This is a genomic window from Prescottella sp. R16 (assembly GCF_030656875.1).
Classification (GTDB): domain Bacteria; phylum Actinomycetota; class Actinomycetes; order Mycobacteriales; family Mycobacteriaceae; genus Prescottella.
On the sequence record NZ_CP130943.1, the window covers coordinates 3,635,259 to 3,657,485 of the forward strand.

Here is a 22,227-nt window from a genome sequence, read left to right on the forward strand (position 1 = left end):
CGGGGCCGTCACGCAGGGCCGTTCTCGAATCTTCCGGCAGGTGGATCAGCCGTGCCGGAATCCCTTCCCGGTGCGGTCCAGGTCGTCCGGTCCCAACTCCAGGAACTCGGCGCGGAGTCGATCCCACAGCGCGAGCCGGGTCCAGTCCGGCGCGTCGCGCAACTTCTGCCGGTCGGTGAGGAACGGGTTGGGCAGCATCGCGGTCATCATCTGGTCGTCCCGGCCGTTGAACAGGCGCAGCCCCCACGAGGTCGGGGCGCCGTCCTTGCCGAGCATCCGGTACATCTCCGCGCGCGAACAGCGCCGGATCCGGCCCAGCTCTGGTCCGCTCGCGGTGTGCTCGCCGATGCACAGGTGGAAGTGCCAACGTCCGAAATCGACGGTGACGTACCCGTCGAACATCGTGATGCGCTCGGGCGCGTTGGGCGCGGCCACCTCCCATGCGGCGCCCTCGGCGAAGTTGCCGAACCAGATGTCGTCCCAATGCTCCTCGAAAAGGATGTGGACGAGCTTCAGCAGCGAGTCCTCGTCGACCGGGAACGGCCAACGCTGTTCGCGGCCGCCACTCTCGGTGGTCACGTCGACGGGTCCGGTGACGGTCATGCGGTTTCCTCCTCGTTACCGGTCGGACGGGTGAGCGCGCAGTCACCGCAGTAGCCCGACCCGGGGGTGCGATAGAACAGACAGCAGCTCCGCCGGCGGTAGCCGTCGCCCTCCTGGACGACGGTGTCCACGAGACGCGGATCACGCAGGATCGTCTCGGCGAAACCCTGTGCACGCAGCGCAGTCTCGGGATCGGAGCCGTCGCCGATCACCCGTGCCGCGCCCAGAAGGGCCGCTGCGGCATTGCCCCACAACAGTCGGGCCGACATCGGCTCGACGTCGCGGACGGCGTCGATCATCGGTGCGAGGTGACGGTCCATCACCATGACCCGGGCCAGGTCGACCAGCTCCGCGTGGTCGGCGCAGGACCAACCGCGGGGATCTCGGAGGTTGAGGCCGATCGTGCCGTCGTCGCACATCCACTCGAGATCGTCGGGATCGAGATCGGGGAGCCGTCCGGTCAACACCACCCCGCCCAGCGCCGACTTCCACAGCCGCGCGGCGTAGCCGAAGAACAGCGTGGAGGCGGCCACCCGCCACTCGGTGGGGCCGATCCGCCGACGGACGGCGTCGACGGTCTCCGCGAGGGCACCGGGGTCGTCGTACAGATCACGTGCGGGCCGCCACCGACCGGGTCCGGGAGTGCCGGACGTCGTCGCGAGATACGGACTGACCGCAGCAATTTCGGCCAGTGTCGCCGCGACGTCGTCCGGCCGCGTGACACGCAACGTCGAGCCGGGCAGCCCGCGAAGCACCTCGGGGACACCGTCGACGCCGGGGAGCCGCAGTGTGCGTCCCGCATGCCGAAGCGCGACACCGGTGTTCGTGACGTCCACCGACAGTTCCGCGTCCGCCCCGCCGGCCTCTGCAACACCGAAGCCCTCGCGTCCGAGCAGCCGGCACGCCGCAGACACCGCCGGATCGGATCCGAAGACTCGCACCTGTCGTTTGTCGCCGACCGCCGCGTCCAGCACGAAGACGCCCGTTGCGGCATCGAATCGCAATGCCTGCGAATCGAATACGGCACCGATTCGTCCGTCGAGCGCGAGCTGTTCGGGGGTTCCGGTATCGAGACGGCCGGTGCGGTCGAGCAGCCACACGTGGTCGGCGACGCGCAACGCCAGTTCGAGGTCGTGCGTCGACATCACGACAGCCAGGTCGTGCTCGCGGGCCGCGCGCCGCAGCAACTCGACCAACGCGACCCGCGACGGCACGTCGAGGAACGCCGTCGGTTCGTCCAGGACCAGCAGTGTCGGTTCCTGCGCGAGAGCGCGGGCGGTGAGGACGCGCTGGCGTTCGCCGTCGGACATCTCGGATACCGGCCGGTCCGCGAGATGGGTGGCGCCGACCGCGTCGAGAGCCCACGTGACGACGGCGTGATCGCGCGGACCCATACGGCCACCGAGGCCCAGATGCGGAGTACGGCCGAGCCCGGCGAGTTCGCGCCCGGACAACATTCCCGGATCGACGCGTTCGGTGAGCACCACCGCGATCGCGCGAGCCACCTCGTCGGCCGCCATGTCGCGAATGTCCCTGCCGTCCAGCGTGGTCGTGCCGTCGAGTGCCGGCTGCAGACCGCAGATCGTCCGTAGCAGCGTCGACTTGCCGCTGCCGTTGGGACCGAGGAGCACCGTCAACTCGCCACGTCGGGCGGTCGCCGACAACCGGGTGGCCACGGGCCGGGCGACGGCCGGACGCAGCGCGCGACGCACCGGGTACCCGGTGGTGACTCCGTCGAGGCGGAGCGCGACATCCGAGTGTCCCGGGTTCACTGCATCGGTACTCACAGGGCGGCTCCATCGACTCCACGGCGGGCCCGGATCAGCACGGTGATCACGATCGGCGCTCCGATCATGGCGGTCACCGCGTTGAGGGGCAGGACCCGGTCACTGTTCGGTACCTGACTCACGATGCCGCATGCGAGGGCCACAGCGGACCCCATCAGCATCACCGTCGGCACGAGAGCGCGGTGATCGGATGTGCCGACGGCCAGCCGGGCCAGGTGTGGGACGGCCAGACCGAGGAAGCCGATCGGTCCGCAGAACGCCGTCGTCGCACCGGCGAGCAGCGACGCCGCGAGCAGGGTGAGCAAGCGGGTCCGGCGGACGTCGATGCCCATCGTTCGGGCGTATCCCTCGCCGAGCAGCAGTGCGTTCAAGGGGCGCACGGTGGCCAGCGCGACCACGACCGCGGCCAGCACGATCGGCGCCATGAGCGCCAGATCGGCCCAGGTCGTCGACGCGAAACTGCCGAGACCCCACAGCAGGAACAGTTGGGCGCGAACCGGATCCGCGTACACCAGCAGCACGCTCACGATCGCGGTGGTCGCGGAGCCGACCATGACCCCGACCAGCAGCAGCGTCACCGACGACCGCACCCAGCGCGACAACGCCAACACCAGCAGCAGGACGATCGCCGCGCCGCTCGCGGCCGCGAGCACGACACCGGCGCGGCCCATGCCGGCGAGCCCGGCGGTGAACGAAGCCGATCCCGCGGTCCCGGCGGTGATCACGACCAGAGCGACACCCAGGCTCGCACCCGAACTCGCGCCCAGGACATAGGGATCCGCGAGTGCATTGCGGAACAGCGTCTGCATCTGCAGGCCCGCAACACCCAATGCTGCGCCGACCAGGACCGCGGTGATCGCGCGGGGCAGGCGCAGTTCGTGCACGACGACCTGCCAGCGCGGATCGGACGGTGCGGCGCCGAGGACGACGCGGATCGTGTCGGCGAGCGGGACGCGGACCGGGCCGAGGACCAGGGCGAGCAGGAACAGCGTCACGGTCGCGGCCGTGAGGCCGACCGTGACGAGGACCGCCCGGCGGGAGAATGCTCGGGGAGCCGGCGTGGCGTCCCGCCCATCCGCGATCCCGGTGTCGGGGGCCGGCGGGCGGGTCAGGACGACCGTCATGCTCGCGGAACCTCTCGGTAGAACGCGAACTCGTGGTTCGGTGCGAGCTCCGGATGCACGATCGCGACCAGGTCACCGAGGATCAGGTCGGGGCGCAGCACACCCAGCTGGTAGAAGTTGTTGCCGCCGGTCGGACCCATGTCCTCGGTGCCGGACCACACCCGGCCGTCCTGGACGGCGGTCAGCTGTCCGTAGCGCTGGTCCTCGGCGACCGCGTCGCCGGTGGTGGCCCAGTCGCTCATGACGATCCACAGCGGCGCGGTGCCGTTCTCGGTGTAGACGGTCTCGAAGTTCAGCTGGAGGCTGCCGGTCGCGGGGTCGCCCGCCCACGGGTAGGTGGCGCCGGCGTCGTGCATCAGCCGGCCGATGTAGCTGCCACCGGCCGGCATGTACCACGTGCCCTGGTACATGGTGCCGTTCAGGACGGGCCTCTTCTCGGCCCCGGCGGCGACCTCGGCCACCTTCGCGTAGTCGCTGCGGATCCGGTCGTACAGCGTGGCCGCCTGCGCCTCGGTGCCCGTCAGCGCGGCCATCATCTTGACCCACTCGGCGCGGCCGAGGGCAGTGCTCTCGAGGTATTCGGCGTTCGCGACCACCGGGATGCCCGCGGCGCGCAGCTTCGCATAGGACGGGTCGTCGGTGCCCTGTGTCATCAGGACGTCGGGATTCTCCGCGACGACCTTCTCGACGTTCACGGCCTTACCGGACGCGTACTCGGTGATCTTGCCGTCCGCGATGCGGGCCCGGATGTCGTCGCCGTTGACGTTGGCCGCGTTCGCGACACCGGTCAGGACGTCGAGCCGACCGAGTTCGGTGATCAGCGGCAGGTGCGTCGTCGACGCCGAGTACAGGCTCCGGATCGGTGTCGTGATCTTCGGTGCCGAGGCCAGGTCACCGGACAGTTCCGGGTCCGGCGCACCGCACTTGACCAGTACATACGACTCCGGGGAGGCGCCCGGGAACGGCTGCTCGATGGTCAGCACCTGATAGCTGTCGTGGTAGTCGACGGTGAAGTTCTTCGCGTCGAACAGGATCGACTTGTCCGGGAAGTAGTCGATGCTCGCATCGAAGTCGGTGATGCACCCCCGCGCGTCGAGCGCGGAGTCGACGTCGGTAGGGCTCGACGAGCAGGCGGTGGCGGTCAGTCCGACCGCCACGAAGGCGGTCAGGGCAGCGGTCGTGGACCGTTTGAGCATGGGTTCTCCACAGTGAGCGGGCGAATGGCTTTCGGCTCGAATCGGATCCGAAAAGACACCGATCGAGGCCAGCCTGATACGACGGCGTCGACACGCCGAACGAGCGGTGAGGCGTCAGGCGTGGATGTGGAGAGAGTTGTCCCGGAGGAACTCACGGAGTCGCTGTCCGGCGAACTGTGGAGACGATGTGGAGCGCAGCATGGTGGACCTGCCACCTCTCTCGGGGAAATCCGCCCCGAATAGGAGATCGCGACGACGGGAGTCTCCTGGCTCTCGGATCATCGCTTCCCCCCGGCCTTCCGGCGTGTGGGCCGTGGCAGTGTGGAAGGTCGCTCCCCGAATACAGTGGCGGGACCGCGCCGGCATCGCACCGGCTTCCTCTTTCGTCATCACCTGACCGGTGCATTCTTACATGCCGTCTCCGACAACCGAAAACGGCCCCGCCACCCGATTGCCATCGGTCCCGCGACGCCCGAGAACCGGAGGTCACCGGGCGACGGCCGACGCCTCCCCCGCGCCGCGCAGCCGCCCGACCAGTCGCACCGGATCGTCGACGAACACGCTGACACCGGTCACCGACACAGCCTTCCGTCGACTCGGCAGCAGCGCCGGCAGGCGCACCGGCACGGGCGTCTTCAGCACCACGTCCACTGTGGTGCCGTCGGAGTTGGGGAGGAACAGACGCCGATCCACGACGGTCGGCGCTGTTTCCGTGAATCGTGAACTACAGGAGGACGATTCGATATCGTCCAGGTCGATCGAGGCGACGACCGATCCGAAGTGCCGCAGCACGAGACGACGACCCGCCGTGTAGTGCGGGTGAGTGCGATGCACCGCCAGGAAACCGAACAGCGTCAGCAGCGACCACACGGAGCCGACAGCGAGCACGATCTGCAACCACAGCCACGGCACGACGAGGTGCAGGACGACGGTCTCGATACCCGTCGCGATCGCGAAGGCGACCGGAACGGCAAGTGTCCCGCGTTCCGCGGTGAAGACGTCGACATCACCGCCCGGAATCGACTTCCGACCACGTACCCACATCCACAGGGCTCGTGACGTTCTCACGTTTCCTCCATGCGGGACAGCACGACTCGTGAGGCCCGGAGCACCACTTCACGTTGCGCAGGGTCGGGGACGACATCCTCGAGCGTGAGCGGCCAGTCCCCCGACTCGTCGCCCGGATCCGGCCCCGACAGCGCGATCCGGTTGCGGTCGAAGCTGTCGACCAGCCGGTCGACCAGAGCGTCGATCTCGTTCTCGACGGATTCCGGGCGTCGACCTTCGAGTGCCGACCAGGCGACGAGAAGCTCGAGATACTCGGATCGTTGCCCGGGATCGGCCACGACCGCGGTGAAACCGTCGAGCAACGACGGCGGTGCGGCACCGGTGACGGCAAGCATCTCGAGCAGGTCACGCTCACGTTCCAGTTCCGCTCTCACCGAACGTGTCTCGGCCCCGTCGATCGCATCCCGGAACGCGGCGGCGAGCACGGTGGGCAGCGCCGAGATCGGATGCCCGGCCTCGGCGTCCGACAGCATCGCGGTGAGCAGCGCGCTGCGCCGCGCGAGCGTCGCCTGCTCGCGGCGGATCCCGTCGATCAGTGCCCGCAGGTCGGCCACCACGTCCCGAGCGTCCGCCTCGGCCGGATCACCGTTCAGGACGGCAGCGATCGAACCGAGCGGAACACCGCTGTCGGCGAGCCACCGGATCCGCATCAGCCGGACGACGTCGTCGACCGTGTACTCGCGGTACCCGTTGGGCAACCGCTCCGGCTCCGCGAGCAGACCCAGGCGGTGATAGTGCCGCACCGCTCTCGGCGTCGTCCCCGCTGCCTCTGCCATCCGACCTATCCGCATGATCCGAGTGTCGACCATGACGCTGCGTCAAGGTCAAGAATCCCGAGAGGCACCGGTCCGGTCGGTGAACGATACGAGAGTGGTTGCGATGACGTCGACGTCGCGGACGTAAGCCGACAGCATCCTTCCACCGGCCGAGACCGGTTCCGGGACGGTGGTCGCCGTGGCCACGGTGCCCAGCGGGGTCGACGGGATCAACTACCGGGTATTCGTCAGCACACCCGGCGCCGGCGTCTGAACGGTCCCCTGACCGGGGCCGTCGTCTACGGCACGTGGACGGTCACGACGCCCGGTGTGTACGGGGCGGTGGCGGAAGTGGCGGCGATGACGACCTGTCCGGTTCCGGTCGGCAGGGTGGCTTCCGGATATCCGTCGATTCCGGCCGACATCCGTGCAGTACCGGAGGTGCCGGTGGACAGGTTCAGCCAGTGCATGTCGCCCGGGAGCAGGCATGCCCTCATGCCGTCCTTCGGGCCGGTGATCGTCACCGTGCCGGGCTGGTCGCCGACGACGGCCCAGCAGCGGATCGAGGGGACGTCGAGGCTGCCGTTCGGGTTTCCGAACGGCGCCGGGTCGATCTGGAACGGAACGGTGACTGCGGCGGAGGCGACGGTCGTCGTCGTCAGAACCGCACCGGCCACGATCGCGGCGCAGGCGACCGATCGGCGAACGGCATCGATCACGGCGACCTCCACGAACCGTCGGGGCCGGGTTCGGTCACTCCAACTGCTGTTGGCGCCACCCGACTCCACGAGAACCCTGCCACCTGTCTCCGAGGATCGCACCCTCACGAATCAGGGCACCCTCGCCCTCGATGTCCGGACCTGCTTCCCGCTCCCCCGACACACCCGTGCCCCCGAGCGATCGGATCACTCGGGGGGCACGGGCAGGGCGTCGAACCGGTCAGTGCATGGCGACCGGAACGTCCTTGGTGGCCGGGATGGTGAGCTTGCGCGGCAGGAAGAACGCCGGGATCAGCGTGCAGAGCAGCAGGATGAACGCGATGGTGAAGGTGTTACCGAACGCGTCGGCCGCGGCGCTGAGGATCTGCTCGGGCATGCCGGGCGGTTCCTGCGCGACGACGGCGTCGATGTGCTGCATCGCCACCTTCTCGTTGGTGAGATTGCGGTCGAGGAGCTGGTTCGTCAGGATCACCGACATGGTGGCGGTGCCGATGGAACCGGCGGTCTGCTGGACGATGTTCATCAGGGTCGAGCCGCGGGCGATCATCTCGTTCTTGAGGGTGACCATCGCGGCCGTCATCAGCGGCATCATGGTGCAGCCCATGCCGAGGCCCTGTACGAACAGGGCGCCGAGCAGCAGCCAGTACGGCGAGTCCGCGGACAGCTGGGTGAATGCGAACATGCCGAGCGCGATCAGCGGCAGACCCGTGAGCACGATCTTGCCGGGGCCGATCTTGTCGACGAGCCGGCCGGCGATCGGCATGGTGACCATCGCACCGATACCCTGCGGCGCGAGCAGCAGACCGGCGGCGAGCGTCGACTCACCACGGACCTGGATGAAGTAGCTCGGGAACAACAGTCCGGCACCCATGAACGCGACGATGAACGTCGACGTCGTGAGCACGGCGACGGTCAGCTGCCGGTTCTTGAACAGGTGCAGGTCGATCAGCGGATGATCCTTGCGCAGGGCGTGGAACACGAAGCCCACGATCAGCACCAGGCCGACGCCTGCGGACACCAGAACCCGCGCCGACGCGACGGTGCCGGTCTCGGGAATCGACGACACACCGAACAGGAACAGCGCCAGACCCGGCGACAGCAGCACCATGCCGACGACGTCGAACGCCTGCGACGGGCTCGCCTCGTCCTTGGGCAGCAACTTGAACGCCGCCACCAGGGCGATGATGCCGACGGGCAGGTTGATGAGGAAGATCCAGTGCCAGCTCGCGAAGTCGATGAGCCAGCCGCCGAGGATCGGGCCACAAATCGGGCCGAGCAGCATCGGGATACCGAGGACGGCCATGACGCGGCCGACCCGCTCGGGGCCCGCGGCACGGGTCATGATCGTCATACCGAGCGGCATGAGCATGCCGCCACCGAGGCCCTGCAACACTCGGAACGCGATGAGCGACGTGATGTCCCACGCGAACGCACACGCCACCGAACCGGCGACGAACAGGATCAGTGCACCGATGTAGAGACGTTTGGTGCCGAACCGGTCGGCCGCCCAGCCCGTGACCGGGATGACGGTGGCCAGGGCCAGCGTGTACGCGGTCATCGTCCAGGCGACGACCGCATAGCTGGTTTCGAAGGTCTCGATGAACGTGGGCACCGCAACGCTGACCACGGTGACGTCGAGAATGGACATGATGGCGCCGAGCACCACCACGGAAGCGATCTTGAGGACCGCCCCGTCGATTTTGTCGGACGCGGGCGGTCCGGCGGTCGAATTGGTCGTCATCCGCAGAATTCCTGACTTCGGGCCCGCAGGGCGTTGCCCGCGAGTATCGGTTGAAGTGCCTCGAGCAGTCGCACACGATCCGGCTGGTCGAGCCGGCCCGCAAACGCGCGGAGCTCGTCACGCTTGTCCTCGAGATGACGGGAGACCAGGGCACGCCCCGATTCCGTCAGCGAGACCCGTTTGATCCGGCGATCGTCGGGGTCCTCGCGGCGCAGCACCAGCTCCTGGGACACCAGCTGGTCGACGTTGCGACCCGCGGCGGCCACCGAGATCCGCAGACAATCGGCGACCTCGTTGATCGCGATCGGCTCGCCGTGCTGCGCCAGCACGAACAGGGCACGAACCTGCGAGAACGTCAGGTCCATCGCGACGAGGGTGTCCATCGATTCGGACTCCCCCATGCCCAGGAGACGCATGATGAACTCCTCGAGAACCGTGTAGACGTCGTCCGGAGTCACCTCTGCTGCCACGCACGAGATGCTAACGCTGTCGCAACTATTGCGACAACGCAATAAACCCCCGGGCCGCTCCCCACAGCGACCCGTTCACGACACCACGCGCCCACGACCTGCGGCAACAGGTTTTCCGCAGTGACCTGCACCAAGTGATGAGGAACACACTCACTCCTGGGTGAGGACGGCCTTCCCGATCACCCGACCGGCCTCGAGGTCCGCGAGAGCCTGCGCGGCCTCGGCCAACGGATACCGGGCCTCGACGAGCGGACGCAGCCCCCCGCGCACATGTTCGACGAGCGCGGCATGCGTCTGCCCCAGCGCACCCGGATCGTGCCGCAGGAACTCGCCCCACGCAGCGCCGACGATGCTGATGTTGCGGAACAGGACCCGGTTGAGCTTCACCGACGGGATGCCGCCGCCCGCGAATCCGATCACCACCAGCCGGCCCTCCGGGGCGAGCGCCCGGACGGCGTCGTCGAACGCGTCCCCACCGACCGGGTCGACGACGACGTCCGCGCCGCGACCACCGGTCAGTTCGTGGACCCGCCCCGCCCACCCGTCGGCCAGACGGAGCACCTCGTCGGCACCGACCTGCCGCAGGAAGTCGTCGGCACCCTGCCGGCGCACCACCGCGATCACCCGGGCACCGTGCGCCTTCGCGAGCTGGATCGCAGACGTCCCGATACCACCGGCCGCGCCGAGGACCACGACGGTCTCCCCCGGCTGCAGCCGGGCACGGCGACCGAACGCGAACTCCATCGTCTGATAGTTGATGATCAGCGACGCCCCCTCGGCGAACGTGAGCTCGTCCGGCATGGGCAGCACCAGACGCGGGTGCACGGCGACCCGTTCGGCGTAGCCGCCGAGGCTCGACACGGCGAGCACCCGCTGCCCGGCCGTGAAACCACTGTCCGCGGGGGCGTCGAGCACGACCCCCGCCACCTCGGTGCCCGGCACGAACGGCGGCTCCGGCCGCAGCTGATACTTGCCGTAGCTGATGAGCAGGTCCGGGAAACACACCCCGGACGCCTTCACGTCGACGAGGACCAGGCCCGACGCCTCCGGTTCCGGCACGTCCCGGACGGTCATGGCCGACGGCCCCGCCAACTCGGTGACCACCACTGCGCGCACGTACCCCACCTCCACGTCGTCCGGGCTCCGCCCGACTGCGGTCCACCCGTGCCGGGGACGCTACCTGGCGAACAGCCCGCGGCGCCTGCGTCCGACGTCGATCATCTCGGCCGTGTCGGTCATCTTCACCCGCGGACGGCCCTCGACCGCACCGCGGCCGCGTTCGACGGCATCGATGGCCTGCCAGTCGCGTCGGGTGATCTGCTGCGGCTGCCGTTGCGCCAGCAGCTTGCCCAGCTCCTTGCCTCCCGCGGAGGGTGCGGGCAGGCGACGGGCCTCGAAGTCCTCGAAGAGACGGGCGACGGTTTCCTTGGCACACGTCTTGTTGGTGCCGATGACACCGCTGGGGCCGCGTTTGATCCAGCCGGTGACATAGACGCCGGGCAGGGCGTCCCCGCCCGCGAGGACGACGCGCCCCCGCTCGTTGGGGACGATGCCGCGACGCTCGTCGAACGGAACCCCCGGGACGGGGCGACCTCGATAGCCGATCGAACGCAACACCAGCGACGTGTCGATGCGTTCGGTGCGGTCGGTGGGACGCGCGGCGAGTCCGCCGTCGGCGCCGTCCACGAGTTCGTTGGCGACGACGGTCAGTCCCTGAACCCGCTTCGGGTCCCGGTCGGTGCCGTCGATCTCCGTCGGCGACACCAGGTAGCGGAACACGATCCGCTTGTTGCCGGGAGTGGGCGTGCGCTGCGAGAACTCCCGAGCGAGACGCACCTTCATGGCAATCGCCGGTTCGACGTCGTCGCTGTCGAGGAGGGCCTGCGAGCGGGCGTCGAGCTGCATGGCCGCGGGATCGACGACGACGTCCACCCCGGGAAGGTCGCCGAGCGCCAGGAATTCGGGATTGGTGTAGGCGGCCTGCGCGGGACCGCGACGACCCAGGAGGACGACTTCACGGATATTGCTGTCCCGCAATGCCTTCAACGCATGATCGGCAATATCGGTCTTGGCGAGCTCGTCCGGATCCATCGTCAGGATGCGGGCGACGTCGAGGGCGACGTTGCCGTTGCCGACGATGACGGCACGCTCACCGGACAGGTCGAAGGTGCGGTCGGCGTAATCGGGGTGGCCGTTGTACCAGGCGACGAACTCGGTGGCGGCGTGACTGCCGGGCAGATCCTCGCCGGGGATACCGAGGGACCGGTCGGCGGACGCACCGACCGCATAGATCACGGCATGGTGGTGCGCGAGCAGGTCGGCGTGGCCGAGATGCTTGCCGATCTCGACATTGAGGTGGAACCGGAACGCGTCACGGCCCAGGGACCAGTCGAACATCTCGGTGACGGTCTTGGTACCCGGATGGTCGGGGGCGACGCCGGCACGGACGAGCCCCCACGGGGTGGGCAGTTTCTCGAACATGTCGACCTCGACGTCGGACCGCTTGAGCAGCTCCTCGGCCGCATAGCAGGCGGCGGGACCGGCACCGACGATCGCGACCCGCAACGTCCCGAGGTCCCGCACCGGCGGCGTCTCCGGGGTGAGCGGAATCCACGTCTCCGGCATGGGGTGCCGCGTGTAGTAGTCGGCGTTGATCTCCTTGTACCGCTGCAACGGCGCGGTGAGCTGATCCTCGGGGAAGATCGCATCGACCGGGCACGCGTCGACACAGGCACCGCAGTCGATGCAGGCCTGCGGCTCGATGTACAGCATCTCGGTGGTGGCGAACTCGGGCTCGTCGGGCGTGGGGTGAATGCAGTTCACCGGGCACGCGGACACGCAGCTCGCGTCGTTGCAGCACGCCTGGGTGATGACGTAGGCCATGTTCGATTCCCGTCCTTCGTGTGACCGAGAGTTACAGCTACAAGACTGTAGTCGGCATCACACGGTCCGACAAGAGCGGCCGAGGCACCCGGCCCGATTACCGCAACTTCTTGACGAGCACCGCCAGACCGGCGAGAACGAGAGTGATCAGCAGGGCCGTGCCGAAACCGGTCGCCCACCACAGCACACCGAACACGACGACAGCCGGAGCGGCCACGATCGCAACGATCGCCGGACTCTCCCGCACCACCTCGAGCGCCGACTCCGCCTTCACCCGATCGATGTTCTTACCGGCCATGACGTCCTCCACAGGATCGGCTCCGACAGTGATGCTTCCAGCATGCCCGAAGGTTCCACCCCCGAACAGGGGGACATACGACTGTGGCCCCACATCCCGAAGGATGTGGGGCCACACGCCGTTGGTGGCTAGCGGTAGTCGCTACCGAACCCGTAGTCGTCCAGCGGAACCGCAGCACCGGTACCGGTGCCGAAGCCCTCCGGGCTGTAGTACTGGTCGTCGTACGACGGGACCGCGTACGCGGCCGCACGCGCCTCCTCGGTCGGCTGCACCTGGATGTTCCGGTACCGGTTGATGCCGGTGCCGGCCGGGATCAGCTTGCCGATGATCACGTTCTCCTTGAGACCGATCAGCTTGTCCGAGCGGCAGTTGATCGCCGCATCGGTCAGCACGCGAGTGGTCTCCTGGAACGACGCCGCCGACAGCCACGAATCCGTCGCCAGCGACGCCTTCGTGATACCCATCAGCACCGGGCGGCCCGAGGCCGGCTCGCCGCCCTCGGAGACGACCCGACGGTTCGCGGCCTCGAACTCGGCACGCTCGACCAGCGAACCGGGCAGGAACTCCGTCGCACCCGAATCGATGATCGTGACGCGCCGCAGCATCTGGCGCACGATGACCTCGATGTGCTTGTCGTGGATCGACACACCCTGGCTCCGGTACACCTCCTGGACCTCGTTGACGAGGTGGATCTGCACCTGACGGGGGCCCATGACACGCAGCACCTCGTGCGGATCGGCAGCACCCTCCATGAGCTGCTGGCCGACATCGACGTGGTCACCGTCCGCCAGCAGGCGCTCGGAACCGTCGTCGTGCTTGAACACACGCAGACGCTGACGCTTCGACAGCTTGTCGTACACGACCTCTTCGCCACCGTCGTCCGGGACGATGGTGATCTTGTAGAAGCGCTCGCCGTCCTCGAGCTGCACCCGGCCGGAGACGTCCGCGATCGGCGCCTTGCCCTTCGGGATACGTGCCTCGAACAGCTCCTGGACACGCGGCAGACCACCGGTGATATCGGCCGCACCGGCCGCACCACCCTGGTGGAAGGTACGCATCGTCAGCTGGGTACCGGGCTCACCGATCGACTGGGCGGCGACGATACCGACGGCCTCACCGATGTCGACGAGCTTGCCGGTCGCCATCGAACGGCCGTAGCAGGTGGCACACACACCGGTCGCGGTGGTGCAGGTGAGCACCGAACGGACCTTGACCTGCGTGATACCGGCCGCGAGCAGCGCGTCGATCGCGGGGTCACCGAGATCGTGGCCGCGCTCGACGATCACGTTGCCGTTCTCGTCGACCGCATCCGACGCCAGCGTGCGGGCGTACGTCGAGGTCTCGACGTGCGCGTCGCGGATGATCGTGCCGTCGGGCTGCTTCTCCGCGATGTGCGTGACGATGCCGCGCTCGGTGCCACAGTCGACCTCGCGGACGATGACGTCCTGCGACACGTCCACCAGACGACGGGTCAGGTAACCCGAGTCGGCGGTACGCAGAGCGGTATCGGCCAGACCCTTACGAGCACCGTGCGTGTTGATGAAGTACTCGAGGACCGTCAGGCCCTCCTTGAAGGAGGACTTGATCGGACGCGGGATGAACTCACCCTTCGGGTTCGTCACCAGACCCTTCATGCCGGCGAGCGACCGAACCTGCGTCATGTTGCCGGCCGCGCCGGACTTCACGATCATCGGGATCGGGTTGTCGTCGGGGAAGTGGGCCTCCATGGCCTTACCGACCTCGTCGGTGGCCTCGGACCAGATCTTCACCAGGGCGCTGTTGCGCTCGGTGTGGTTGAGAGCACCGCGCTGGTACTTCTTCTCGATCTGATCGGCCTGCGCCTCGAAGGACTCCATGATCTGGGCCTTCTCCGGCGGCACGAGCACGTCGGAGATCGAGACCGTCACGCCCGAACGGGTGGCCCAGTAGAAGCCGGTGTCCTTGAGCTTGTCGACGGTCTGCGCGACCACGATCATCGGGTAGCGCTCGGCGAGATCGTTGATGATCGTCGCCTGGCGCTTCTTCGGCATCTGCTCGTTGACGAACGGGTAGTCCGCCGGCAGCAGATCGTTGAACATGATCCGGCCCAGCGTCGTCTCCGCGATCCACGCGTCACCGTAACCCCAGCCCTCGGGGAACAGCTCCGCCTCGACCTCGGCCGACGGACGCTGATGCGTCAGACGGATCTTGATCTTCGACTGCACCGACAGCACGCCACGATCGACAGCCATCTGTGCCTCGGCCGGCGACGAGTACACGCCCTGCTCGGCCTGATCGGTGGCAGCCGGCCGGTACTCGCCCAGACCGTCCTCCACCAGGCGGGTCAGGTGGAACAGACCCGTCACCATGTCCAGACGCGGCATGGCGAGCGGACGACCCGACGCCGGCGACAGGATGTTGTTCGACGACAGCATCAGGATGCGGGCCTCGGCCTGCGCCTCCGCGGACAGCGGCAGGTGCACGGCCATCTGGTCACCGTCGAAGTCGGCGTTGAAGGCCTCACACACCAGCGGGTGCAGCTGGATGGCCTTGCCCTCGACGAGCTGCGGCTCGAACGCCTGGATACCGAGACGGTGCAGCGTAGGTGCACGGTTCAGCAGCACCGGATGCTCGGCGATGACCTCTTCGAGGACGTCCCACACCTGCGGGCGCTGACGCTCGACCATGCGCTTCGCCGACTTGATGTTCTGCGCGTGGTTCAGATCGACCAGACGCTTCATCACGAACGGCTTGAACAGCTCGAGCGCCATCAGCTTCGGCAGACCACACTGGTGCAGCTTGAGCTGCGGGCCGACGACGATGACGGAACGACCCGAGTAGTCGACACGCTTACCGAGCAGGTTCTGACGGAAACGACCCTGCTTGCCCTTGAGCAGATCGGACAGCGACTTGAGCGGACGGTTGCCCGGACCCGTGACGGGACGGCCACGACGACCGTTGTCGAACAGGGCGTCCACCGACTCCTGCAGCATCCGCTTCTCGTTGTTCACGATGATCTCGGGGGCACCGAGATCGATCAGACGCTTGAGGCGGTTGTTGCGGTTGATGACGCGGCGGTACAGGTCGTTGAGGTCCGACGTGGCGAACCGGCCACCGTCGAGCTGCACCATCGGGCGCAGCTCCGGCGGGATCACCGGAACAGCGTCGAGAACCATGCCCATCGGCGAGTTGCCCGACTGCTGGAACGCAGCGACGACCTTGAGACGCTTGAGCGCACGCAGCTTCTTCTGGCCCTTGCCGGACCGGATGATCTCGCGCAGCGACTCCGCCTCGGCCTCGATGTCGAAGTTCTCCATCAGCTTCTGGAGGGACTCCGCGCCCATCGCACCGGTGAAGTACTCGCCGTAGCGGTCGACCAGCTCGCGGTACAGCGACTCGTCGACGATCAGCTGCTTGACCGCCAGCTTCGTGAAAGTGGTCCAGATCTCGTCGAGCCGGTCCAGCTCACGCTGCGCCCGGTCGCGGATCTGACGCATCTCGCGCTCGCCGCCGTCCTTGACCTTGCGGCGGACGTCCGACTTGGCCCCTTCGGCCTCGAGCTCGGCGATGTCGGCTTCGAGCTTCTGGGCCCGCGCCTCGAGATCGGTGTCGCGCTGATCGGCGACGGTCTTCTTCTCGACCTCCATCTCGGCTTCGAGAGTCGAGAGCTCGTTGTGGCGCAGCTCCTCGTCGACACCGACGATGACGTAGGCGGCGAAGTAGATGATCTTCTCGAGATCCTTCGGCGCCAGATCCAGCAGGTAGCCGAGCCGGCTCGGCACACCCTTGAAGTACCAGATGTGCGTGACCGGAGCTGCGAGCTCGATGTGGCCCATGCGCTCACGGCGAACCTTCGCACGCGTCACCTCGACGCCACAGCGCTCACAGATGATGCCCTTGAAGCGGACGCGCTTGTACTTGCCGCAGTAGCACTCCCAGTCCCGGGTGGGGCCGAAGATCTTCTCGCAGAAGAGGCCGTCCTTCTCGGGCTTGAGCGTGCGGTAGTTGATGGTCTCCGGCTTCTTGACCTCGCCGTAGGACCAGTTGCGGATGTCCTCCGCGGTCGCCAGACCGATGCGGAGTTCATCGAAGAAGTTGACGTCGAGCACGTAACTTCCTTTCCCCAGAGGGATTGTGGATCAGCGGTGGAGGTCCGCCATTCCTGACTGCCAATTCATATGTGCTCTAGCGCCCCCGGGCCGTGGGTGCCGTAGCGTCCCACGGCCCGGGGACCGGAAACCTAGTTCGCGAGATCGTCCACGGTCGCGGCCTCGTTCCGGGACAGGTTGATGCCCAGGTTCGCGGCGGCACGCTCGAGGTCCTCGTCGTCGCCGTCGGCCATCGCGATGGCGGCACCGTCCGACGACAGCACCTCCACGTTCAGGCACAGCGACTGGAGCTCCTTGAGGAGCACCTTGAAGGACTCCGGAATGCCCGGCTCGGGGATGTTCTCGCCCTTGACGATCGCCTCGTACACCTTCACGCGGCCGACCACGTCGTCCGACTTGATGGTGAGCAGCTCCTGCAGCGTGTAGGCAGCGCCGTACGCCTGCATCGCCCAGCACTCCATCTCACCGAAGCGCTGGCCACCGAACTGGGCCTTACCGCCGAGCGGCTGCTGGGTGATCATCGAGTACGGGCCGGTCGAACGCGCGTGGATCTTGTCGTCGACCAAGTGGTGCAGCTTGATGATGTACATGTAGCCGACCGACACCGGGTACGGGAACGGCTCACCGGAGCGACCGTCGAACAACGTCGCCTTACCGTCCGACCCGACCATCCGCTCACCGTCACGGTTCGGCAGCGTCGAACCGAGCAGACCCGTGAGCTCGTCCTCCTTGGCACCGTCGAACACCGGCGTCGCAATGTTCGAGTTCACCGGAGCGGACAGCATCTCCTCGGGCAGCGTCGCCGCCCAGTCCGGTCGGGTGCCGTCGGCCGCGATCTGCACGTTCCAACCGGCCTTGCCGATCCAGCCGAGATGCGTCTCGAGGACCTGACCGATGTTCATACGACGCGGAACACCGTGCGTGTTCAGGATGATGTCGACCGGGGTGCCGTCGGGCAGGAACGGCATGTCCTCCTGCGGGAGGATCTTGCCGATGACGCCCTTGTTGCCGTGGCGGCCGGCGAGCTTGTCGCCGTCCTGGATCTTGCGCTTCTGGGCAACGTAGACGCGGACCAGCTCGTTGACGCCCGGAGGCAGATCGTCGTCGTCCTCGCGCGAGAACACGCGGATACCGATGACCTTGCCGGACTCACCGTGCGGCACCTTCAGGGAGGTGTCGCGAACCTCGCGGGCCTTCTCACCGAAGATCGCGCGCAGCAGCCGCTCCTCCGGGGTCAGCTCCGTCTCGCCCTTCGGGGTGACCTTGCCGACCAGGATGTCGCCGTCGCGGACCTCGGCACCGATCCGGATGATGCCACGCTCGTCGAGGTCGGCGAGGACCTCGTCGGAGACGTTCGGGATGTCCCGGGTGATCTCCTCGGCACCGAGCTTGGTGTCGCGGGCGTCGATCTCGTGCTCCTCGATGTGGATCGAGGTGAGCACGTCCTCCTCCACGAGGCGCTGCGACAGGATGATCGCGTCCTCGTAGTTGTGGCCCTCCCACGGCATGATCGCCACGAGCAGGTTCTTGCCGAGCGCCATCTCACCGTTCTCGGTGCAGGGACCGTCGGCGAGGACCTGACCGGCCTCGACCCGCTGACCCTCGTCCACGATCGGACGCTGGTTGGCGCACGTGCCCTGGTTCGAGCGGGCGAACTTGCGCAGACGGTACGTCTTGCGGCTCGCGTCGTCGGCCATGACGGTGACGTAGTCGGAGGAGACCTCCTCGACGACACCGCTCTTCTCGGTGACGATGACGTCGCCGGCGTCGACCGCGGCACGCAGCTCCATACCGGTACCGACCAGCGGAGCCTCGCTGCGGACCAGCGGCACCGCCTGACGCTGCATGTTCGCGCCCATGAGGGCACGGTTGGCATCGTCGTGCTCGAGGAACGGAATCATCGCGGTGGCGACGGAGACCATCTGGCGCGGCGAGACGTCGATGTAGTCGACCTCGGAAGCCGACACGAGCTCGGCGTCACCGCCCTTACGGCGGACCAGCACCCGGTCCTCGACGAAGTGACCGTTGACGTCGACAGCCGAGTTGGCCTGCGCGACGACGTACCGGTCCTCCTCGTCGGCGGTCAGGTAGTCGACCTGATCGGTGAGGGTGCCGGCCTCGACCTTGCGGTACGGGGTCTCGATGAAACCGAAGGGGTTCACGCGGGCGTACACCGACAGCGAACCGATCAGGCCGATGTTCGGGCCTTCCGGAGTCTCGATCGGGCACATGCGGCCGTAGTGCGACGGGTGCACGTCGCGCACCTCGAGGCCGGCACGCTCACGCGACAGACCACCCGGGCCCAGCGCCGAGAGACGACGCTTGTGCGTCAGACCCGACAGCGGGTTGTTCTGGTCCATGAACTGCGACAGCTGGGAGGTTCCGAAGAACTCCTTGATCGCGGCGACGACCGGGCGGATGTTGATCAGGGTCTGCGGCGTGATCGCCTCGACGTCCTGAGTCGTCATACGCTCACGAACGACGCGCTCCATGCGGGACAGGCCCACACGGATCTGGTTCTGGATGAGCTCGCCCACGGTGCGCAGACGACGGTTGCCGAAGTGGTCGATGTCGTCGACCTCGACCGGAACCTCGACGCCGCCCGGAGCGGTCATCACGGTGTCACCCGCGTGCAGGCGAACCAGGTACTCGATCGTCGTGACGATGTCGTCCTCGGTGAGGGTGGACGCCTCGATCGGCAGGCCGGAGTTCAGGCCCAGCTTCTTGTTGATCTTGTAGCGGCCCACGCGAGCGAGGTCGTAGCGCTTGTCCTTGAAGAACAGGTTCTCCAGGAGGGTCTGCGCGCTCTCCTTGGTCGGCGGCTCGCCCGGACGCAGCTTGCGGTAGATGTCGAGCAGCGCCTCGTCGGTGCCGGCCGTCGGATCCTTCTCCAACGTCGACATCATGATCTCGGAGAATCCGAAACGCTCGGTGATCTGCTCGGTGGTCCAGCCCAGCGCCTTGAGCAGCACGGTGACCGGCTGACGACGCTTGCGGTCGATACGCACACCGACGGTGTCCCGCTTGTCGACGTCGAACTCGAGCCACGCACCGCGGCCCGGGATCACCTTGACGCTGTGCAGCGTCTTCTCGGTGCTCTTGTCGATCGTGTCGTCGAAGTAGACACCCGGCGAACGGACCAGCTGCGACACCACGACACGCTCGGTGCCGTTGATGATGAAGGTGCCCTTGTCGGTCATCATCGGGAAGTCACCCATGAAGACCGTCTGGCTCTTGATCTCACCGGTGTTGTTGTTGATGAACTCCGCGGTGACGAACAGCGGCGCCGCGTACGTCATGTCCTTGTCTTTGCACTCGTCGACCGAGGCCTTGACCTCGTCGAAGCGAGGATCGGAGAAAGACAGGGACATCGAGCCCGAGAAATCCTCGATGGGAGAGAGCTCGGCCAGGACCTCGTCGAGACCACCCATGACCGCGCCGTCACCGCGTGCGGCCACGCGCTCGCGCCAGGCCTGTGAACCGACCAACCATTCGAACGAATCGGTCTGTAGATCGAGGAGCCCTGGGACCTCGAGGGGTTCGCGAATCTTCGCGAACGACACCCTTCGGGGGGCTCCGGGGATTCCGGCAACTGCCTTGGTCTGGCTAGAGACTGCCAAGATGCGTCCTTCCAGCACCTCACGCGGGCCGCTCTTGCAGGTGCGACCGCCGCTGTATCTGCTTCTTCATGTGGGGCGAATTCGCTGGTTACAACCCGAACGAATCCTCGCCACAGGAGCAGGAAGCGAATCACTTCACCGCAGTGAGGTCGAGAGGTGGACAGGAGGCAGCCAGCGCAACGTCCAAAATTACACCCAATCTCGAGAGATGTCGAGTCGGGTCACGGAAAAGACACCCCCAACGGGTGCTGCGCGCGGAGTTCCGCGCGAATGTTCACGGATAGAGTGACGCGTGATCATCGCTCCGTCAAGCCAGGATCCCGAGATTCGGCATCGAACCCGATCCGGAGCGATCCGCACACCGGGCGACAGGAGGCGCTGACCGACCTGTCACACACCCGGCTACTGATCCGCGATATCAGACAATAGCCACACACCGTCCACTTTTTCCATCTGGACGATCAACGGCCCCGACGCACTGTCCTGTGCGGCACCGTTCGACTCCGCACTCACCGTCATGTTCACGATCAACTCGGCACGGTCCCCGTCGAGCACCTTCACTCCGATGTCGCTCAACTGGACCGTCGTGCTCGTCCCCATCTGCTTCACCGCCGACACCGTCGGATCGACGGTCTTGTCGAACTCCGTCCGCATCGACTCCGTCAGCACCGCCCGCGCCCGATCCGGGTACTGGTCGATCGAATCCGGTGCATACGCGTACAGCGTCTCCAACGCACCCCGGACCGCCTCGGTGACCTGCGACGTTCCCGCCACGTCCACGTAGGCGGTGTTACTCACCTGCGCACCCGGACGCAACGCCGCCACCCCCGCGAACCCGGCCAGCACCACCGCCGCCGCCCCCGTCACCGCGACCAGCTTCCAGCTCGACCGGAACCGGGCCGGCGGCGAATCCACCGACCCGAGCGCGGCCTGTTCACCGGTCGGGGCCGGCGACGCCACGGCGGCCGCCTCCTTCACGAGGGACGGCGTCTCCGCGGGGACCGGTGTCTCGGCAGGAACCGACGTCTCTGTGGGGGGCCGGACCTCGGCCGCGGTCGGCGCCGCCACCGTCTCCCCCGCTGCCGCGGACACGGTCTCCGCCACCGGACGGGCCGCGGAACCGGCGATCTTCGGACGCCGCGGCGACGCGCCCGGCCTGGTGGTACGACGAATCGGGGGCACTGCACATACTCCTTCGAAAACTGTCGCCGCTACCGGCCGCCGGCATCGGGCGCCGGAGCATCGGTCGCGGCGTCGGCGTCGGTGTTCGACTCCGGTGCGGGCGCGGGCGCCGGGGTCTCGTCGAGCACCGACGCGTTGCCCAGGTTCACCGACTGCGACGCCCGCCAGACGCCGTCGTCGCCCTCGACCATCGTCAGCCGCATCGTCACCCGCACCTTGCGCGACGACTCGTCCGGCCACGTGGTGGTCGTCGCGAGAACGACGAGCGCGTCGGCGGTGCCGTCGTCGGTGTCGAGCGACGTCAGCGTCGCCCCGATCACCTCCGCGGTGCTGCGGGCCCCGGTCTGCCGGGTCTGCTGGGTGAGCTGGTCCCGCGTCGACGACAGATCCTCGGTCAGGTCACCGGTGATCGACGACTCGATGTTCGCGAACGACTCGTCCAGATTTTCGGCATCGAACGAGTTCAGGTTGACCGCCGCCTGCCGGGCATCCGACAGTGCCGACTCCCGGGCGTCCGCGCGGGGTTTCTCCACGATCGCGGCACGCCCCCAGCCGACACCGAACACCACCGCCGCCACCAACGCGGCGAGGAGCAGCACGGCCGTCACGGCGGTTGTCGCGACGAGAACCTTGTTGTTCTCGGCCGCATCGTTCTTCGTCGTGGTGTCCGTCACACGGCAACCTTACTCTCAG

16 protein-coding genes and 1 riboswitch are annotated in these 22,227 nt (G+C 67.4%); all 16 genes read right to left on the reverse strand.

What is annotated here, in order from left to right; translation table 11 throughout:
* Positions 1 to 45: 45 nt before the first annotated feature.
* Entirely contained in the window at positions 46 to 603 is a 558-nt protein-coding gene (locus Q5696_RS16955; protein WP_305092433.1) for a DUF7676 family protein, read from the reverse strand.
* Positions 600 to 2,390: an ATP-binding cassette domain-containing protein gene (locus tag Q5696_RS16960; RefSeq protein ID WP_305092434.1), complete on the reverse strand. Its 1,791-nt coding sequence runs from the start codon at positions 2,388 to 2,390 to the stop codon at positions 600 to 602. The genes Q5696_RS16955 and Q5696_RS16960 overlap by 4 nt, the downstream gene beginning before the upstream one ends.
* On the reverse strand, positions 2,387 to 3,514 hold the full coding sequence (locus Q5696_RS16965) for an iron chelate uptake ABC transporter family permease subunit (protein ID WP_305092435.1): 1,128 nt from the start codon (positions 3,512 to 3,514) through the stop codon (positions 2,387 to 2,389). The genes Q5696_RS16960 and Q5696_RS16965 overlap by 4 nt, the downstream gene beginning before the upstream one ends.
* Entirely contained in the window at positions 3,511 to 4,710 is a 1,200-nt protein-coding gene (locus tag Q5696_RS16970; RefSeq protein WP_305092436.1) for an ABC transporter substrate-binding protein, read from the reverse strand. Before Q5696_RS16970 ends, Q5696_RS16965 begins: the two co-directional genes overlap by 4 nt.
* A 240-nt stretch (positions 4,711 to 4,950) precedes the next feature.
* A riboswitch (cobalamin riboswitch) is annotated at positions 4,951 to 5,145 on the reverse strand.
* Between the two features lie 51 nt (positions 5,146 to 5,196).
* Positions 5,197 to 5,778: a hypothetical protein gene (locus Q5696_RS16975; protein ID WP_305092437.1), complete on the reverse strand. Its 582-nt coding sequence runs from the start codon at positions 5,776 to 5,778 to the stop codon at positions 5,197 to 5,199.
* On the reverse strand, positions 5,775 to 6,587 hold the full coding sequence (locus Q5696_RS16980; RefSeq protein ID WP_305092438.1) for a MerR family transcriptional regulator: 813 nt from the start codon (positions 6,585 to 6,587) through the stop codon (positions 5,775 to 5,777). The genes Q5696_RS16975 and Q5696_RS16980 overlap by 4 nt, the downstream gene beginning before the upstream one ends.
* 245 nt (positions 6,588 to 6,832) lie before the next feature.
* On the reverse strand, positions 6,833 to 7,252 hold the full coding sequence (locus Q5696_RS16985) for a hypothetical protein (RefSeq protein ID WP_370654814.1): 420 nt from the start codon (positions 7,250 to 7,252) through the stop codon (positions 6,833 to 6,835).
* Between the two features lie 220 nt (positions 7,253 to 7,472).
* Positions 7,473 to 8,993, reverse strand: a complete 1,521-nt coding sequence (locus Q5696_RS16990) for a DHA2 family efflux MFS transporter permease subunit (RefSeq protein WP_305092439.1) — start codon at positions 8,991 to 8,993, stop codon at positions 7,473 to 7,475.
* Positions 8,990 to 9,409, reverse strand: a complete 420-nt coding sequence (locus tag Q5696_RS16995; protein ID WP_305095346.1) for a MarR family winged helix-turn-helix transcriptional regulator — start codon at positions 9,407 to 9,409, stop codon at positions 8,990 to 8,992. Before Q5696_RS16995 ends, Q5696_RS16990 begins: the two co-directional genes overlap by 4 nt.
* 204 nt (positions 9,410 to 9,613) lie before the next feature.
* On the reverse strand, positions 9,614 to 10,579 hold the full coding sequence (locus Q5696_RS17000) for an NADPH:quinone oxidoreductase family protein (protein ID WP_305092440.1): 966 nt from the start codon (positions 10,577 to 10,579) through the stop codon (positions 9,614 to 9,616).
* Positions 10,580 to 10,639: 60 nt separating this feature from the next.
* Complete coding sequence (locus Q5696_RS17005) at positions 10,640 to 12,346, reverse strand: FAD-dependent oxidoreductase (RefSeq protein ID WP_305092441.1); 1,707 nt, start codon at positions 12,344 to 12,346, stop codon at positions 10,640 to 10,642.
* Positions 12,347 to 12,443: 97 nt separating this feature from the next.
* Positions 12,444 to 12,644, reverse strand: coding sequence for a hypothetical protein (locus Q5696_RS17010; protein WP_305092442.1), 201 nt, complete (start codon positions 12,642 to 12,644; stop codon positions 12,444 to 12,446).
* Positions 12,645 to 12,772: 128 nt separating this feature from the next.
* Complete coding sequence (locus Q5696_RS17015; RefSeq protein WP_305092443.1) at positions 12,773 to 16,732, reverse strand: DNA-directed RNA polymerase subunit beta'; 3,960 nt, start codon at positions 16,730 to 16,732, stop codon at positions 12,773 to 12,775.
* 131 nt (positions 16,733 to 16,863) lie between these two features.
* Entirely contained in the window at positions 16,864 to 20,370 is a 3,507-nt protein-coding gene (gene rpoB, locus Q5696_RS17020; RefSeq protein WP_305092444.1) for a DNA-directed RNA polymerase subunit beta, read from the reverse strand.
* A gap of 384 nt (positions 20,371 to 20,754) precedes the next feature.
* Positions 20,755 to 21,534: a mammalian cell entry protein gene (locus tag Q5696_RS17025; protein WP_305092445.1), complete on the reverse strand. Its 780-nt coding sequence runs from the start codon at positions 21,532 to 21,534 to the stop codon at positions 20,755 to 20,757.
* A gap of 29 nt (positions 21,535 to 21,563) precedes the next feature.
* A complete protein-coding gene (locus Q5696_RS17030) occupies positions 21,564 to 22,208 on the reverse strand; it encodes a mammalian cell entry protein (protein WP_305092446.1) in 645 nt (214 codons plus the stop codon).
* Between the last annotated feature and the right edge of the window lie 19 nt (positions 22,209 to 22,227).